The 16113-nt window shown below is 62.7% G+C and carries 12 protein-coding genes and 1 tRNA gene; 4 read left to right on the plus strand and 9 right to left on the minus strand.

Translation table 11 applies throughout. The features are described from left to right. Positions 1-112 precede the first annotated feature (112 nt). From MHK09_RS09905 to MHK09_RS09925, 5 genes are all read right to left on the minus strand, one after another. Positions 113-188 (minus strand) — tRNA-Arg (locus tag MHK09_RS09905). A 59-nt stretch (positions 189-247) separates the two neighbouring features. After that, complete coding sequence (locus MHK09_RS09910; protein ID WP_250413446.1) at positions 248-529, minus strand: glutaredoxin domain-containing protein; 282 nt, start codon at positions 527-529, stop codon at positions 248-250. After that, on the minus strand, positions 529-1059 hold the full coding sequence (locus MHK09_RS09915) for a dihydrofolate reductase (RefSeq protein ID WP_250413447.1): 531 nt from the start codon (positions 1057-1059) through the stop codon (positions 529-531). The genes MHK09_RS09910 and MHK09_RS09915 overlap by 1 nt, the downstream gene beginning before the upstream one ends. Then, positions 1059-1904 carry a thymidylate synthase gene (locus MHK09_RS09920; protein ID WP_285440150.1) on the minus strand — a complete coding sequence of 282 codons (846 nt, stop codon included), beginning with the start codon at positions 1902-1904 and terminating at the stop codon, positions 1059-1061. The genes MHK09_RS09915 and MHK09_RS09920 overlap by 1 nt, the downstream gene beginning before the upstream one ends. Next, entirely contained in the window at positions 1867-2625 is a 759-nt protein-coding gene (locus MHK09_RS09925; protein WP_250413449.1) for a 3'(2'),5'-bisphosphate nucleotidase CysQ, read from the minus strand. Before MHK09_RS09925 ends, MHK09_RS09920 begins: the two co-directional genes overlap by 38 nt. Positions 2626-2660: 35 nt before the next feature. On the opposite strand from MHK09_RS09925, the gene MHK09_RS09930 reads away from it, so the two are divergent. The 3 genes from MHK09_RS09930 to MHK09_RS09940 are packed head-to-tail and all read left to right on the plus strand — an operon-like array spanning position 2661 to position 8729. Then, the gene (locus MHK09_RS09930) at positions 2661-7460 is read left to right on the plus strand and encodes an ATP-dependent helicase (RefSeq protein ID WP_250413450.1); all 4800 of its coding nucleotides are present in this window, start codon (positions 2661-2663) and stop codon (positions 7458-7460) included. A gap of 18 nt (positions 7461-7478) precedes the next feature. Next, complete coding sequence (locus tag MHK09_RS09935) at positions 7479-8297, plus strand: DNA-formamidopyrimidine glycosylase family protein (RefSeq protein ID WP_250413451.1); 819 nt, start codon at positions 7479-7481, stop codon at positions 8295-8297. Positions 8298-8315: 18 nt separating this feature from the next. After that, complete coding sequence (locus MHK09_RS09940) at positions 8316-8729, plus strand: YccF domain-containing protein (RefSeq protein WP_239194198.1); 414 nt, start codon at positions 8316-8318, stop codon at positions 8727-8729. A gap of 164 nt (positions 8730-8893) precedes the next feature. On the opposite strand, the gene pgi is transcribed toward MHK09_RS09940, so the two are convergent. The 3 genes from pgi to MHK09_RS09955 all read right to left on the minus strand — a co-directional run bounded on the left by pgi (position 8894) and on the right by MHK09_RS09955 (position 12335). Further along, positions 8894-10531 carry a glucose-6-phosphate isomerase gene (pgi, locus tag MHK09_RS09945; protein ID WP_250413452.1) on the minus strand — a complete coding sequence of 546 codons (1638 nt, stop codon included), beginning with the start codon at positions 10529-10531 and terminating at the stop codon, positions 8894-8896. An 86-nt stretch (positions 10532-10617) separates the two neighbouring features. Beyond that, complete coding sequence (locus MHK09_RS09950; RefSeq protein WP_250413453.1) at positions 10618-11964, minus strand: Na+/H+ antiporter family protein; 1347 nt, start codon at positions 11962-11964, stop codon at positions 10618-10620. 47 nt (positions 11965-12011) lie between these two features. Further along, a complete protein-coding gene (locus MHK09_RS09955) occupies positions 12012-12335 on the minus strand; it encodes a chorismate mutase (protein WP_200436012.1) in 324 nt (107 codons plus the stop codon). 97 nt (positions 12336-12432) lie between these two features. On the opposite strand from MHK09_RS09955, the gene pcrA reads away from it, so the two are divergent. Further along, the gene (gene pcrA / locus MHK09_RS09960; RefSeq protein WP_250413454.1) at positions 12433-14958 is read left to right on the plus strand and encodes a DNA helicase PcrA; all 2526 of its coding nucleotides are present in this window, start codon (positions 12433-12435) and stop codon (positions 14956-14958) included. On the opposite strand, the gene MHK09_RS09965 is transcribed toward pcrA, so the two are convergent. Further along, positions 14955-15713 (minus strand): M23 family metallopeptidase, encoded by a 759-nt coding sequence (locus MHK09_RS09965; RefSeq protein ID WP_250413455.1) that lies wholly within the window; start codon positions 15711-15713, stop codon positions 14955-14957. The two genes, pcrA and MHK09_RS09965, sit on opposite strands and share 4 nt — an antisense overlap. Positions 15714-16113 lie beyond the last annotated feature (400 nt).

Consider the following 16113-nt stretch of genomic DNA (forward strand, 5'->3'; position numbering starts at 1 on the left):
CTGACCCTCGCAGTACTCGCGACGTTGCGAATGCCTGGTTTTCGGGAGTCTGGGGCAACCAAAAGCAGAAAATCTCGAGACACCGACCGGAACGATGTCTCGAGACTTCACATGGTGCCCCAGAGTGGATTCGAACCACCGACACCGGCTTTAGGAGAGCCGTGCTCTATCCCCTGAGCTACTGGGGCGGGGTTGCGTGTGCAACTTGGCTAATCATAGCAGTGGGGCAGGAGCGCCCCGAAATGGCTTAGTTGTCCGCCAATTCCTTCTGCTTATTGCGCACGGAGGAAGCCGGCGGGTTGGTCTCGTGGGTGCCGTCGGAGTAGAGGACGGTGGGGATGATGCGGTTGCCGTCGTTGACGGATTCGATCCAGGCGTTGATGTCTTCGGTGTTGTCACCTTCGACGTCGACAAGCTCGTATGGGGTTTCGGTGCGGTCCAGGTTCTTGATCAGCTTGGCGCAGAAGGGGCACCAGTCGGCGTAGAAGATGGTGACGTCGGAGTTGGTTTCTGGGGTAGTAACAGACATTAGGCTGCATCCTTTCGGTCGTAGGTTAAAAAGCGGTATTTGATGGGGAGAACGCTGGCCTCTTGATTCGGCAGCGCCAAGTGGCCCTTGGCGGAGGTGAGCCAATCGGTGCTGTGGGCGAGGCCGAATTCCTCGGGGATGTCGGGGGCATAGATGGATTTATCGCCATAAACATTGCCGATATTGACGCCCATAAGGGTGACCTCAATGCGGTCCACTTGGTCCAAGGTGGCGGTGTAGATTTGGCCACCGCCGATAACCCAGGCGTCGGAAAGCGAGGGCATTGCGGTGAGGACTTGGGCGCCGGCGGACCACTGGCCGGGGGTGCGGGAGGAGAGCACGTAGTTCTCGCGGCCGGGAAGCGGGCGGAACTTGGGGTTCAGCGACTCCCAGGTTTTCCGGCCCATGATGACCGGCGCGCCCATGGTCACGTCCTTAAAGTGCTTGAGATCCTCCGGCACGTGCCAAGGCATCTGCTCGCCATCGCCAATGATGCCGTCCAAGGACTGTGCCCAGATTGCGCCCAACATTAAACGGACACCTGCGCCTTGATGGTGGGGTGGGGGTCGTAGCCCTCAATCTCAAAGTCGGCGAAGTCATAGGAGAACATGTCTTCCGCCTTGCGCAAGTTGAGCTGCGGGTACGGGCGGGGCTCGCGCGAAAGCTGCTCTTTCACCTGCTCCACGTGGTCGTTATAGATATGGCAATCGCCGCCGGTCCAGATGAGCTCGCCCACCTTGAGTCCGGCCTGTTGAGCAAACATGTGGGTCAGCGCCGCGTAGGAGGCGATATTAAAGGGCACGCCGAGGAACATATCGGCCGAGCGCTGGTAGACCTGCATGGACAAGGTGCCATCGGCCACGTAGAGCTGGAAGAGCAGGTGGCAGGGCATCAGAGCCATCTGGTCGAGCTCCGCGACGTTCCACGCGGAGACCAGGTTGCGGCGAGAATCCGGGTTGTTCTTGAGGGTATCGAGCGCCTGCTGGATCTGATCGATGTGCTGGCCGTCCGGGGTGGGCCAGGAGCGCCACTGCACGCCGTAGACCGGGCCCAGCTCGCCATTGTCATCCGCCCACTCATTCCAGATGCGGACCTTGTTCTCCTGCAGGAACTTTATATTGGACTCGCCCTTGAGGAACCACAACAGCTCGCCCAATACTGCGTGGAAGTAGACCTTCTTGGTGGTCAGCAGTGGGAAGGACTCGGCCAGGTTATAGCGCAGCTGCGCGCCGAAGATGGAGCGCGTTCCGGTGCCGGTGCGATCGCCTTTGGGCGTGCCGGTCTCTAGGACCTTTTTCAGCAGATCCTCGTACGGGGTCTCAATCATGCGCACTAGTTTAGAATCCGCCGTGCTCCTCGGCAAAGGGCTGGGCATGCTCCAAGATCTCATCCTTGAGCTCGGGGCGGCAGATGAGGATATCCGGGATGAAGGTGTCCTCATTATTGAAGTGGATTTCGGATCCGTCGAGGCGGCAGCAGTGCAGGCCGGCCGCCTGGGCGACGCCCACCGGGGCAGCCTGATCCCACTCGTACTGGCCGCCGGCGTGGATATAACCGTCATAATCGCCCAGCAGCACGTGCATGGCCTTGGCGCCAGCAGAGCCGACGCCCACGATTTCATAGCCCATTTTCTCCGCAATGTAGTCGGCTACCTTGGGCGGGCGGTTGCGGGAGACAACGAACTTCTTAGACAGCGGGCCGGTGACCGCCCTGACATCCGAGGACTTGAAGGTAACGCCGAGATCCGGCAGACCCACAGCCGCGTGGATGGGGATACCGTTTTCTACTAGGGCGATGTGCACGGCCCAGTCCTGGCGGCCGGTGGCAAATTCTTTGGTGCCGTCGAGCGGATCCACGATCCATACGCGGTCCTTCTTCAGGCGGGCCAGGTCATCGGAGGCTTCCTCAGAGAGCATGCCGTCCTGGGGGCGGTGCTGCTCGAGGACGCGGGCGATCCATTCTTGGGCGGCTTCATCGCCGGCGTCGCCAAGCGAAAGGCCCCGTAGCAGGCCCCCGTTGCGCACGCCTTTCAGGATCTCACCGCAGCCCTGGGCGAGGGAATTGGTCAGGCGGGAATCAGAAATCTCGACGGTCATGGTGCCCACATTACAACGCGGACTAGAGTGTGGGCATGCCAGAAAACATCCTCGACCGCTTCCGGCCCCAAGTAGCGCAGTGGTTTAGGGATGTATTTGCCGCCCCCACCGCCGTGCAGGAGCAGGCCTGGGAGAAGATTTCCCGCGGTGAGCACGCCCTTGTGGTAGCCCCTACCGGCTCCGGTAAGACGCTCGCCGCGTTCTTGTGGGCGCTGAATAATTTGGTCGAGCGCGAGGGCCAGCTGGCGCTGCCGGTGGGCTCAGGGACTGCCGGATCCGCCGCCGGGGTGAAGGTGCTGTATATCTCGCCGCTCAAGGCGCTGGGCGTAGATGTGGAAAATAACCTGCGCGCCCCGCTGACCGGCATTGCGCGCACCGCGGAGAACCTGGGGCTGGACGTGCCGGATATATCGGTGGGCGTGCGCTCGGGCGATACGCCGTCTGCCGAGCGTGCACGGCAGGTGCGCAAGCCGCCGGATATCTTGATCACCACCCCGGAGTCGGCCTACTTGATGCTGACCTCCAAGGCGGCAGGCATTTTGAAGACGGTGGATACCGTCATCATCGATGAGATTCATGCCCTGGCTGGCACCAAGCGCGGCGTGCATCTGGCTCTGACTTTGGAGCGCCTGCAGCAGGTGGCAGGAGACTTCCAGCGCATTGGACTTTCCGCCACCGTGCGGCCGCTGTCTGCGGTATCGAATTTTTTGGGCGGCAACCGGCCGGTGGAGATCGTGGCCCCGGACGCGGAAAAGAAGTGGCAGCTGGATGTGCACGTGCCCGTGGAGGATATGTCCGATCTCCCCACGCCGGAGCAAGGCTCCACCATCGGGGAGATGACAGTGGATGATGCCATCGGGATTAGCGCGCCCTCCGTGGATGAATCCGCGCTGCCCACGGCCAAGTCCATCTGGCCGTATATAGAGGATGACCTCTATGCGGAGATCATGGCGCACCGTTCCACGTTGGTATTCGTCAATTCCCGCCGTACCGCCGAGCGGCTGACCAGCCGGCTCAATGAGCTCTATGCGGCCGAGCACGATCCGGAATCGCTCTCGCCGGCGACTCGGCGCGACCCGGCCCAGCTGATGAAGCAGATCGACGTTGCCGGCAAGGCCCCGGCAGTCATCGCCCGCGCCCACCATGGCTCGGTGTCCAAGGACGAGCGCGCGATGACCGAGACCATGCTGAAGGAGGGCACGCTCAAGGCCGTGGTGGCCACCAGCTCGCTGGAGCTGGGCATCGATATGGGTGCCGTGGAGCTGGTGGTGCAAGTGGAATCGCCGCCCTCCGTGGCCTCCGGCCTGCAGCGCGTGGGCCGCGCCGGGCACTTCGTGGGCGCGGTATCGCATGGCTCCTTTTATCCCAAGCACCGCGCGGATCTGGTGCAGTCCACGCTGACGGTAGCGCGCATGCGCGCCGGGCTCATCGAGGAAATGCATACCCCGCGCAACCCGCTGGACGTGCTGGCGCAACAGACGGTGGCGGCGGTGGCCGCGGCCGGGGACGATGGGCTCGATGCCGATGAGTGGTACGAGATGGTCCGCCGGGCCTGGCCCTACCGCGATCTGGCGCGCGAGGTCTATGACTCCGTGCTGGACCTGGTCAGCGGCGTGTACCCGTCCACGGACTTTGCCGAGCTCAAGCCCCGCGTGGTCTATGACCGCGTGACGGGAGTGATGACCGCGCGGCCAGGTGCCCAGCGCGTGGCCGTGACCAGCGGCGGCACGATTCCGGATAGGGGCATGTTCGGCGTATTCCTCTATACCGGTGCCGGTGAGGGCTCCGGTGGTGCCCCGCGCCGGGTAGGCGAGCTGGATGAGGAGATGGTCTACGAGTCCCGGGTGGGCGATGTTTTCACCTTGGGCGCGACCAGTTGGCGCATTGAGGACATCACGCGCGACCAGGTACTGGTGACCCCCGCGCCGGGGCATACCGGCCGCCTGCCCTTCTGGAATGGCGATGGTGCGGGCCGTCCCTATGAGCTGGGCAAGGCACTGGGCGAGTACCGCCGCGAGGTCTATAGCTCGCCGGAAGCTATTGCGGATGCCGATGATAATGCGCGCTCCAATATCGTGGCCTACCTGCAGGAGCAAAATGAGGCCACCGGTGTTATCCCGGATGAAAAGACTCTGGTGCTCGAGCGCTTTCGCGATGAGCTGGGCGATTGGCGCGTGGTGCTGCATACCCCGTTTGGACGGCCGGTGAACTCCGCGTGGGCACTTGCCGTGGGCGCCCGGGTAGGCGAGCGCACCGGCATGGACCCGCAGGCGGTGGCCGGCGATGACGGCATCGTGCTGCGCCTGCCGGAGGCCGAATCCGAGCCCGATGGATCCATCTTTGCCTTCGACGCCGATGAGATTGCCGATATCGTGGCCGAGCAAGTGGGCAATTCCGCGCTCTTTGCCTCCCGCTTCCGCGAGTGCGCCGCCCGCGCGCTGCTTTTGCCCAGGCGCAATCCCGGCAAGCGCGCGCCGCTGTGGCAGCAGCGCCAGCGCGCCGAGCAGCTTTTGGACGTTGCCCGCAAGTATCCGTCCTTCCCCATCATCTTGGAGACGGTGCGCGAGTGCGTCCAGGACGTCTACGACGTTCCTGCGCTCACGGAGGTCATGCGGGAGCTCGGCCACCGCCGCATCCGCATCGCGGAGGTCACCACCGAACAGCCTTCTCCCTTTGCCTCCTCACTGCTGTTTAACTACACCGGCGCGTTTATGTACGAGGGCGATTCCCCGCTGGCGGAAAAGCGCGCGGCCGCCCTGGCTCTCGACCCAGCGCTTTTAGCCAAGCTGCTGGGTACGGTGGAGCTACGCGAGCTGCTGGATCCGGAGATCATCGCCGAGGTCCATGCCCAGCTCCAGCGCACCGATCCCGCGCGCCGGGCCCGCACCACCGAGGAGGTTGCGGACCTGCTTCGCGTGCTCGGGCCGATTCCCGTCGACGAGTTGGGCGAGCACACCGACGTGCCGTTATCCGCCCTGGACAAGCTGGGCACGCGGATTATGCGCGTGCGCATTGGCGGGCGCGAGCACCTAGCCCAGGCACAGGATGCACCCCTGCTTCGCGACGCCCTAGGTATCCCCATTCCTCCCGGCATCCCTGCCCAAGTGGCCACCATTTCTGATGCCTTGCCACAGCTGGTCTCGCGGTGGGCGCGCACTCGCGGTCCGTTTGTGCTGCGCGATCTCACCGAAGCTTTCGGCATTTCCGTCTCCGCCGCGCACACCGTCCTCGGCGCGCTCGATGGGGTAGTAGAAGGCCGCTACCGCCAGGGAGTGCAGGAGCAGGAGTACTGCGCCGCCGCGGTGCTGAAGACCATTCGCTCGCGCTCGCTCGCTGCAGCTAGGGCTGCTACCGAGCCGGTCTCGGGCGCTACCTTCGCCCGTTTCTTGCCGGAGTGGCATAGCATCGCACCGGCCGGAAAGCGCCCGGCCCTGCGCGGTGCCGATGGCGTCTTTTCCGTCATCGAGCAGCTCGCCGGGGTGCGCCTGCCCGCCTCTGCGTGGGAATCGCTCATCCTGCCCGCCCGGGTGGGAGATTATTCACCCACCATGCTCGATGAGCTCACCTCCAATGGCGAGGTGCTCATTGTGGGTGCTGGCAAGGCCGGCGCGGCCGACCCCTGGATCATGCTGTTGCCCTCAGACTATGCTGCTCAACTCGCCCCGGAAACGGATGCCGAGGGGGTCAGCATGGTGCAGCGCGCCATCCTCGACGTCCTTGGTCGCGGCGGCGGCTTCCTCTTTGCCGATATCGCCGCCGAGGTCCCCGGCACTACCGAGGAAACCCGCGAGGCCCTCTGGGGGCTGGTGGAGATGGGCTTGGTGAGTCCCGATTCCTTCGCGCCTATTCGCACCCGACTGTCTTCCGGCGGCTCGCGCTCAGGCCGCACCGCGCATCGCTCGAAGCGGCGCCCCACCCGTTCCCGCCTGCGTATGGGGCGTACCTCTTTTGCCCAAGCTCAGAACGCCGCGGGTGCGGGGACCCCGCCCGATGTCATGGGCCGGTGGTCGCTGGCGGTTTCCGCCGCCACTGATGCTACCTCTCGGTCTGTGGCACACGGCGAGGCTTGGCTCGACCGCTACGGAGTGCTCACCCGCGGCTCCGTTGTGGCCGAAGACGTGCTGGGAGGTTTTGCACTGGCCTATAAGGTGCTCTCCGGCTTTGAGGAATCCGGCAAGGCCATGCGCGGCTACGTCATCGATGGGCTGGGCGCCGCCCAATTTTCTACCCCCGCCATCATCGACCGCCTGCGCGGCCTGGCCGATTCCCCGGATGTTACCGGCTGGCCGTCTGGTACCACCGAGCCCGAGACCTTTGTCCTCGCCGCCTGCGACCCGGCCAATCCCTACGGTGCGGCCCTGCCCTGGCCGCAGCGCGACGACGCCGACGGCAAGGCTACTGGCGGCCCCACCCGTTCGGCCGGTGCGCTGGTAGTGCTTATCGACGGCCTACCCATCGCCCACCTCACCCGCGGCGGCAAAACCCTCACTACCTTTATCGAATCGCTTCCCGATGGCATCGACCCCGCCGAGGTATATCCCCGCTTGGTTTCCGCGCTCACGGACATGGTGGCGAGGGGAGCGTTGTCCCCGTTGGTCGTCGAAAAGTGCAATGGCAGCCCCATCCATAAAACCGATGTGGCGGCCCACCTGCGCGACGCCGGCGCCGGGATTACGCCGAAGGGCGTGCGCATCTCCGCTCGCGCCGCTGCTCCCCGCACCCCACGCGCAGGCCGCCGGGCCACCGAGGCCATCGAAGAGCTCAGCTTTGATGATCCGCCGTCGGCTCCGCGCAATAATGGTGGTTTCCGTCCGCGCGGCGGGTACCGCCGCTAAAGATCCACAGGAGGTGTCATGCCCGAAGGCGATTCCGTCCTGCAGCTATCCAACCGGTTGCAGTTCATGGCCGGCCGCGAGGTCACCGGCTGCTCCGTGCGCGTGCCGCGCTATGCCACTGTCCATCTCGATGGCATGGTGTGCGAGCGCGTCTGGCCCTATGGCAAGCACCTGTTCATGCAATTCGACCAGACCATCGTGCACACCCACCTCAAGATGGAGGGCACCTGGGCCATCCACTACGCAGGCGATCGCTGGCGCAAGCCCGGCCACACTGCCCGCATCGTGCTGCAGCTGGCCAATTCCCCGCGCGATATCGAGGTCGTCGGCCACCAGCTGGGCTTCGTGGACATCTATCCCGCCGACCAGTACCATCAGCGCATCGCGCACCTCGGTCCCGATATCCTCGACCCCCACTGGGACCGTGAGGAAGCCTTGCGCCGGCTCAACTCCCGGCCGCAGCGCGCCATCGGCGCGGCGCTGCTCGATCAGAAGGTCGTTGCAGGCATCGGCAATGAATACCGCGCCGAGGCCTGTTTCTTGGCCGGCGTGCACCCAGCCACTCCAGTAGCCGAGGTCGATACCGCCCGCATCCTCGATATTTCCCGGCGGATCATGTGGGCCAATCGCACCTCCCCGGTGCGCGTGACCACCGGCGTGCGCCGCGCCGGGGAGACCACCTATGTCTTCGGCCGCAATCGCAAGCGCTGCCGCCGCTGCGGCACGTTCATTACCAAGGGCGCGCTCGGCGGCGTGGACCAGGGCGGCGACGAAGGCGAACTCGAGCGCATCATCTGGTGGTGCCCGCATTGCCAGCCGCTTCACTCCTCGGCGTAGGCCGCTAGGGTGGGGGCTATGCGTACCCTTCTCAATATCATTTGGTTCATCACCGGCGGGTTCCTCCTAGCCTTGGCCTACTTCCTCTTTGGCATTATCGCCTGCATCTTCATCGTCACCATTCCAGCGGGCGTAGCGTCGTTCCGCATGGCTAATTTCGCCCTGTGGCCGTTCGGCCGCTCGGTGGTGCAGCCGGTCAAGGGGAGCGGCTCCATGTCCACCTTCTCCAACGTCGTCTGGTTCGTGGTCGCCGGCCTGTGGCTGGCCATTGGCCACGTCACCACCGCGGCGGCACAGGTAGTGACCATCGTGGGCATCCCGGCCGCCCTGGCTAACCTGAAGATGATCCCGGTGACCTGCTTCCCGTTCGGCCGCAAGATTGTGGACTCTGACCACATTCCATTCGGCTGGGAGCCGATGGTCAAGCTCTAAACCGTATTCCGCTGACAAAACAAGCACGTTCCACCCGATGTCGCGCTGATTTTGGGCAGAACGTGCTTGTTTTGCATCGCGGTGGGCCGAGAAGGCCAAAAAGTGGCCGCGTTATCCACCCCGCCGAGTGTGTGGGAGGGGATAGCGCGGCTAAAAGTGGGCCTTTAGCGGTTGGAGCGGTACCAACCGATGAGCTCATCGGTGGACTGGTCGCCGGAGTTGGCGGCCTCAGCGCCGGAGACGGCTGGGGCCAGGTCATTGGCCTGCTGCTTGCCCAGCTCCACGCCCCACTGGTCAAAGGAGTTGATATCCCAGATAACGCCTTGGGTGAACACAATGTGCTCATAGAGGGCGATGAGCGCGCCGAGCACGGCAGGGGTAAGCTCCTCAGCCAGGATGGTGGTGGTCGGGCGGTTGCCCGGCATGACCTTGTGCGGCACGACGGCCTCGTCTACGCCTTCGGCTGCGATTTCCTCTGCGGTCTTGCCAAAGGCCAGCACCTTGGTCTGGGCAAAGAAGTTGCCCATGAGCAGATCATGCATGGAGCCGGAGCCATCGGCGGTGGGGAAGTCCTGCTTCGGGCGAGCAAAGCCGATGAAGTCCGCCGGGATGAGGCGGGTGCCCTGGTGCATGAGCTGGAAGAAGGCGTGCTGGCCATTGGTGCCCGGCTCGCCCCAGTAGATTTCACCAGTGGACGGGGCGGTAACCGCGGTGCCATCGCGGCGCACGGACTTGCCATTGGATTCCATGGTCAACTGCTGCAGGTAGGCCGGGAAGCGGCCGAGGTCCTGGGAGTAGGGCAGCACGGCGTGGGTCTGGGCGCCGAAGAAGTTGGTGTACCAGACACCGAGGAGGCCCATGAGCGCTGGGACGTTTTCTTCCAGTGGCGCGGTGCGGAAGTGCTCGTCCATGGCGTGGAAGCCCTCGAGGAAGCGCATGAAGTCCATCGGGCCAATGGTGCACATGAGGGACAGGCCGATGGCGCAATCCACGGAGTAGCGGCCGCCGACCCAATTCCAGAACGGGAACATGTTCTCGGTATCGATGCCGAACTCGGCTACCTTCTCCGCATTGGTGGACACGGCGACGAAGTGCTTGGCCACGGCGGACTCATCACCATCGAATTTCTCGATGAGCCAGCGGCGCGCGGCGTGCGCATTGGTTAGCGTCTCCTGAGTGGTAAACGTCTTGGAGGCGATGATGAATAGGGTAGATTCTGCATCCAGGCCATCGAGCGTGGCGGCCATATCGGCCGGGTCAACGTTGGAGACGAACTCGGCCGAGATGCCAGCGACCTCATAGGAGCGAAGTGCCTTGGCCGCCATGGCCGGACCAAGGTCGGAGCCACCAATGCCGATGTTGACTACCTTTTTAATGGTGTGGCCGGTATGCCCCAGCCAAGCGCCGGAGCGCAGCGCGGTGGCAAAATCACGCATGCGGCCCAAGACCTCGTGGACATCGGCGGCAACATCCTGGCCGTCAACGGTCAAGTCATCTTCGGCCGGGATGCGCAGCGCGGTATGCAGCACGGCGCGGTCCTCGGTGTTATTGATGTGCTCGCCGGCGAACATGGCGTCGCGGCGGGCCTCAAGGTCGGCGGCCTTGGCTACCTCAACCAGCTGCTTGACGATGTCCCCGTCGATCAGGTTCTTCGACAGATCCACGTGCAGCCCGGCGGCGTCGAAGGTGAAGTTGCGGGCGCGGTCTGCATCGGCGGCAAAAAGCTCGCGGAGGTTGAGGTCCTTTTTGTCCTCATATACCTTCGCGAGCTCGCTCCACTGGGCAGATGCGGTGATATCCATGGTGGTAGGCCTTTCTGGCAACTAGCGCATTGGCAACATGTACCCCTCCCACCGTAGTCCAGAAAGGGCACCCGCGTCGGACCCTTCTAGAGGATGAGTGCGCCTGCCCAGCCGGCGATGAGCAGCGGAATATTGAAGTGGATAAAGGTGGGAATGACCGAGTCGCGGATGTGGTCGTGCTGGCCGTCCGCGCCGAGGCCCGCGGTGGGGCCGAGGGTGGAATCGGAGGCGGGAGAGCCGGCGTCGCCAAGCGCGCCTGCGGTGCCAATAAGCGCCACGGTGGCCGCGGGGCTAAAGCCCAGCGACATGCACAGCGGCACATAGATAACGGAAATGATGGGCAGGGTGGAAAAGGACGAGCCGATGCCCATGGTGACCACGAGGCCTACCACCAGCATCGCGCCGGCGGAGAGGACCTTATTGGTGCCAAAGAGGCTAGCGGTGGCATCTACCAGCGGGCCGACCTCATTGGTGGCCGTCATGACCGAGGCAAAGCCTTGGGCGGTGATCATGATGAAGCCGATGAGCGCCATCATCTTCATGCCATTGGTAAAGACATCGTCCGCGTGCTTCCAGTCCACCGCGCCGGTAAGCAGCAAAATGCCCAGGCCGGTCAGCGCGCCGACCATGAGGCCATCGGACTCGAAGTCGAGAGCCTGCATGACAATCTGCACCGCAAAGGTGGCAATGATGGCCACGACGGACACCCACACCTTATAGGCCGAGGGGGCCTCTTGGTGCTCTTCAGCCGTGATGGGCAGGTTTTCATAGTCGCGCGGCTTGCGGTAGCTAAAGAAGATGGCGATGAGTAGGCCGGCGAGCATGCCGAGCGCTGGTACGCCCATAACCTGCATGATATTGATATCGGAGGTATCAAGCCCCGCCTGCTGGATATTAAAGAGCAGGATGTCGTTTAAGTAGATGGAGCCAAAGCCCACCGGAATGAACATGTAGGTGGTGATAAGGCCGAAGGTCAGGCAGGTAGTAATCAACCGGCGGTCCAGACGCAGCTTATTCATCACTGTAAGTAGCGGCGGGATGATGAGCGGAATGAAGGCGATGTGGACCGGGATGAGGTTCTGGCTCATCACGGACATGGCGATGAGCCCGAGGATGAGCATCCACTTGGTGGCCAGGGCGGCTTTGGGGTCTGCTTCGCCGCTGCCGCCGAGCTTGCGGATGAGGAAATTAGCCAGGACCTGCGGCAGCCCAGCCGAGGCCACGCCCATGGCAAAAGCGCCCAAGAGGGCATAGCTTAGAGCAATCTTGGCGCCGCCGCCCAAGCCGTCTTGGAAGGCGACCATGGTGGCATCGAGGCCCATGCCGGACAGGAGCCCGCCGACGATGGCGCCTAGGAAGAGTGCTACCACCACATGCACGCGCAGGAGGGCGAGCACGAGCATGACTATGACGGCGACGAGAACTGCATTCATGCTAATTCAGGGTACTGCATAGTATCTGCTGGCCAGTAATTATTCGGCTAACCCAGCCGGCCGCGGCCCATGCGCAGCAGCGCCGACGCGATGGTGGGTCCTTCCTCACCGAGTTCATCGCGAAACTGATTCAAAATAGCGATCTCGCGCGTATGGACCAGGCGGGTGCCGCCGGAGTTCATGCGGGTGCGGCCAATGGCCTGGGAGACTTCCGTGCGGCGCTTGGCGGCATCCAAGATGATGCGGTCCATGCGGTTGATTTCTTCGCGATATTGCTGGATCTCCGCATCAGAAAGGGGATCATCCGTACCCGAAGGCGTGCGGATGTCCAGGCCGTTATCGACGATGTCCTTCTTATCTTCTGCGGTCATAAGACCATATTGTGCCACCCGCCCGCGCAAAAGGAAATAGCAGCTCGCACGGCGGAAACGGGTCGTGTCCGGTGGGGCTAGTAGGTTGGAAGGCACTATGAACGAAAACTCTCCTTTTAGCCCTTCCCCGTCCACCGGTGGTGCCTCGAACCCTAGCCTCTTTAGCGGCTTCGGCGCACCGCGCGCAGCGAGCCCGCAATCCGAATCCCCCGATGCTTTGACCGACGGCCTCAACCCACAGCAGCTTGAGGCCGTTACCCACTCGGGCAGCCCGCTACTCATCGTGGCCGGCGCTGGTTCCGGCAAGACTGCCGTGCTTACCCGCCGCATTGCCTATCTCATGCGCCATCGCGGGGTAAATCCGTGGGAGATCCTCGCCATTACCTTTACTAATAAGGCCGCCGCGGAAATGAAGGAGCGCGTGGGCGGGCTGGTCGGCCCCGTGGCAGAGCGCATGTGGGTATCTACCTTCCACTCCATCTGCGTGCGCATCCTGCGCCAAAATGCGCAGCTGGTGCCGGGGCTTAATACCAATTTCACCATTTATGATGGCGATGATGCCCGCCGGCTATTGTCCATGATTGCTAAGGATATGCAGCTGGATCTGAAGAAGTACACCCCGCGCGTGCTGGCTAATCAGATTTCTAATCACAAAAATGAGCTCATCGGTCCCGAATCCGCACTGGAAAAGGCACAGCAGACGAAGAACCCGTTTGAAACCACCGTGGCCCAGGTCTATGCCGAATACCAGCGCCGCCTGCGCGCGGCCAATGCCGTGGACTTTGATGATCTCATCGGTGAGGTGGTGCGGATTTTCACCCAGCACCAGCAGGTGGTGGATTTTTATCGCCGGCGCTTCAAGCACGTGCTTATCGACGAGTATCAGGACACCAACCACGCCCAGTATGCGCTGGTTGCCGCGCTCGTGGGCAGGGGAGAGCTCGGCCCCGATGCCCCCGAGTTGTGCGTAGTGGGCGATTCCGATCAGTCCATTTATGCCTTCCGCGGGGCCACCATCCGCAATATTCAGGAATTCGAGCGCGACTACCCACAGGCGCACACGATCTTGCTGGAACAGAATTATCGCTCCACGCAGACCATTCTCAACGCGGCCAATGCCGTGATCGCCAAGAATGAGAATCGCCGCGAGAAGAACCTGTGGACCGCCCACGGTGAGGGCGAGCAGATCGTAGGCTATGTTGCCGATAATGAGCATGATGAGGCGCGGTTCATCGCCTCTGAAATCGACTCCTTGGCGGATAAAGGCCGCAGCTATTCCGATATCGCGGTCATGTACCGCACCAATAACGCCTCCCGTGCGCTGGAAGATATCTTCATTCGCTCCGGAATTCCGTACAAGGTGGTGGGTGGCACGCGCTTTTATGAGCGGCGCGAAATCCGCGATATGGTGGCCTACCTGCGAATCTTGGATAACCCGGACGATACGGTAAGCCTGCGCCGCATCATCAACGTGCCCAAGCGTGCCATTGGTGACAAGGCGCAGGGGCATATTGCCCTCCATGCGGAAAACCACGGCATCAGCTTTGGCAAGGCGCTTGCCGATGTCCCCCGGGGCGACGTCCCTGGCCTTGGTACTCGGGCTATTAACGCAGTCACCAAATTCAACGACATGATGGAGGGTATCCGCAATCAGATCCCGTCCATGCGCGATGAGGTTACCGGCCAACCGGATTTGGGCGAGCTGCTTTCCACCATTTTGGATGCCACGGGATACAAGGCGGAATTGGAAAATTCGAATGATCCGCAGGACGGAGCGCGCCTAGATAACCTCAACGAGTTGGTATCGGTGGCGCGCGAATTCACCTCGGAGGCGGCCAACCAGCTTGCCGCATCCGGTGCGGATGCAGTGGACCCCTCCGAGCTAGTAGAGGAGGGCGAAGCTGCGCCCGGTTCGCTGCAGGCATTCTTGGAAAAGGTGTCGCTGGTGGCCGATGCTGACCAGATCCCAGATTCCGAGACTGGTGTGGTCACCATGATGACTCTGCACACCGCCAAGGGCCTCGAGTTCCCCGTAGTCTTTTTGACCGGCTGGGAGGATGGCCAATTCCCGCATATGCGCTCACTGGGTGACCCGAAGGAACTAAGCGAGGAGCGCCGCCTCGCCTATGTGGGCATTACCCGCGCTCGCGAGCAGTTGTATCTTACCCGCGCCATTTTGCGCTCGGCGTGGGGCAATCCGGTGACTAATCCCGCCAGCCGCTTCCTCGGCGAGGTCCCAGAAGACCTCATCAACTGGCGGCGCGAAGACTCCGATAGTTCCCTGACCGGCGCGTGGGGCGAGGACGACTACCAATATGGTCGTTCCTACGGCCGCGATTGGTCCGGGCGGGGCAGCGGTGGTTCCCGGTCCGGGTCGCGCGGTGGAGGGCGCGCTGCGTCTTCCCCATCGCAGCGCACCAGCAAGCCGGCGGCGACCTCGATGCCTAAGAACAATAACCTCAACCTAGCCGTGGGTGACCGCGTCAATCACGCTAAGTACGGGCTCGGAACTGTCATTGAGACGTCCGGCTCCGGCAAGCGCGCCACGGTCACCGTGGACTTTGGTTCTTCCGGTAAGGTCCGGCTGATGCTCATCGGCGGAGTGCCGATGGAAAAGCTTTAGACCGAAATGCCGCGCTCGTTGAACCAGGAAACGGGGTCAACGGCGGCGCCTCCGCCTGGGTGAATCTCAAAGTGGAGGTGCGGGCCAGTGGAGTGGCCCTCGCTGCCAATGCCGGCGATTTCCTGACCCGCGGTCACGCGCTCGCCCACATTTACCTTGAGCAGGTCTGCCGGCATGTGACCGTAGACGGAGATGGTGCCGTCATCGTGCTGGATGCGGATCCAGTTGCCAAAGCCCTGCGCTGGGCCGGAGTTGATGACGGTGCCGTCCATGACCGCGTAAATCGGGGTGCCCACCGGGTTAGCTACGTCAATGCCGTTGTGCATCGTGCCCCAGCGCGGGCCGAAGCCAGAAGTAAGCGTGCCGGAGGTAGGAAAGACCACGGTATTGCCCGCGGAGTCCGTGCCGCGCTTCGTGGTGAGTCCCGAGTGATTCCCCTGCGGTGCGAAAGCTTCCTTCAGGCCCGGTACAGTGCCCGGGTCTAGGACGATATTGACGCCGCCGGATTCGTTTCCATCTACCTGCGGAGTAGTCTCGCCGTTCAGTACGCCTACGGTGGTGGTGGCCAAGCCAACAAGGGCGTCGACCACGCCGGCGTTATCTACGTTCGTAGCGGTGGGCTCGGAAGAGCCGTCCGATACGTCCACGCTAGCCACTGGCTCTGCAGCAAAAGCGGTGGTGCCGGTAGCAAGTACGGTGCCAAGCGTAACGATGCTCAGCGCCACGTTCTTGCGTGCGCGGTTCATGCGCTTCATAGTTAAAGTCCTTTTCATGGCTGTGCATGGTCTTGGGACGCCCGCATCCTGGAGGGGGCGGCGTCTTTCAACTGCCAACCGCGACACGCCGAAAGTCGAAATGCTTGCGCTCGTGATCGCTCGTGGCAACGAGTTAAAAGTTAGCCCGCTCGAACGGCCTGCGCAATCTTAAAAAACGCTGGTAGAGGCGGAAATATTTCGAAATCATTCGAACATGCCAGCTTGTTGCGCGTGTTACGAATGTGACTGAAGGGGCTTCTGTAAAGTATTGGTTTAGGGTCTGGGGGTAGACTTCGGGGGTGGCTGTGTCGCTCTGGGAATAGCGTGTCGTGTTCAGGGTAGTGATTGGCGAAAAATGTGCATTTACCTGCGACAAGCCTGTGTACTGGACTTGCCTGTG

Origin of the sequence: Corynebacterium tuberculostearicum, from assembly GCF_022347235.1 — a bacterium.
GTDB lineage: Bacteria > Actinomycetota > Actinomycetes > Mycobacteriales > Mycobacteriaceae > Corynebacterium > Corynebacterium tuberculostearicum_F.